The 570-nt window shown below is 46.3% G+C and carries 1 pseudogene; it reads right to left on the minus strand.

Annotation, left to right across the window (positions count from 1 at the left end):
* Positions 1 to 570 (minus strand): annotated as a pseudogene (locus CBG25_RS08190) (Rpn family recombination-promoting nuclease/putative transposase); the annotation flags it as partial.

Below are 570 nucleotides of genomic sequence, written 5' to 3' on the forward strand. Positions count from 1 at the left end.
TCTCGATAAGTTGGTGCCTTTTCCGCAAGGGTTTGTATGAATCCCTCGCCGTCAATCGTATTTCCTGCCTTAGCTATATAATATAATAAACTCTTGCATTGTTCTTTGGAATACTGCCATTTTTCTATTAGAGTAGCTAACTCTACAGCAAGTTCCAACATATCGCGTGTTCGGATGTGTTTTTGTACCAATTGCAAGAGTGCTACTCGGCGATGGGTCAGGATCTCCTCATCCGGTATCGTGGTGATATCAACCAGCGGGAACGCTTGTCTATAGACTGATTCTGCCAGTTCAGGGTCAGCAAAGCAGTCAAACCATTGGGTAGTGTACGGATAGGGTGATGTGGTGCCGTGATAGAATAACAAAGGGATTACGACAGGCAAAGAGTCATTGCCTTGTTCAAGGTGCCGCTGCATGGCTGCCACACTGTACCGTAGAAGCCTGAATGCCATTAGCTAGTCTGGCCTGCTCTGGTGCTCGACTACTGTGTATATATAACCTTTCCCCGAATTCGTCTGCACAGAGTAGAGCATATCTGAACACTGGGTGCGCAAATCGTCTTCGATAAAG

It is taken from the genome of Arsenophonus sp. ENCA (assembly GCF_002287155.1).
GTDB classification, from domain to species: Bacteria; Pseudomonadota; Gammaproteobacteria; order Enterobacterales; family Enterobacteriaceae; genus Arsenophonus; species Arsenophonus nilaparvatae.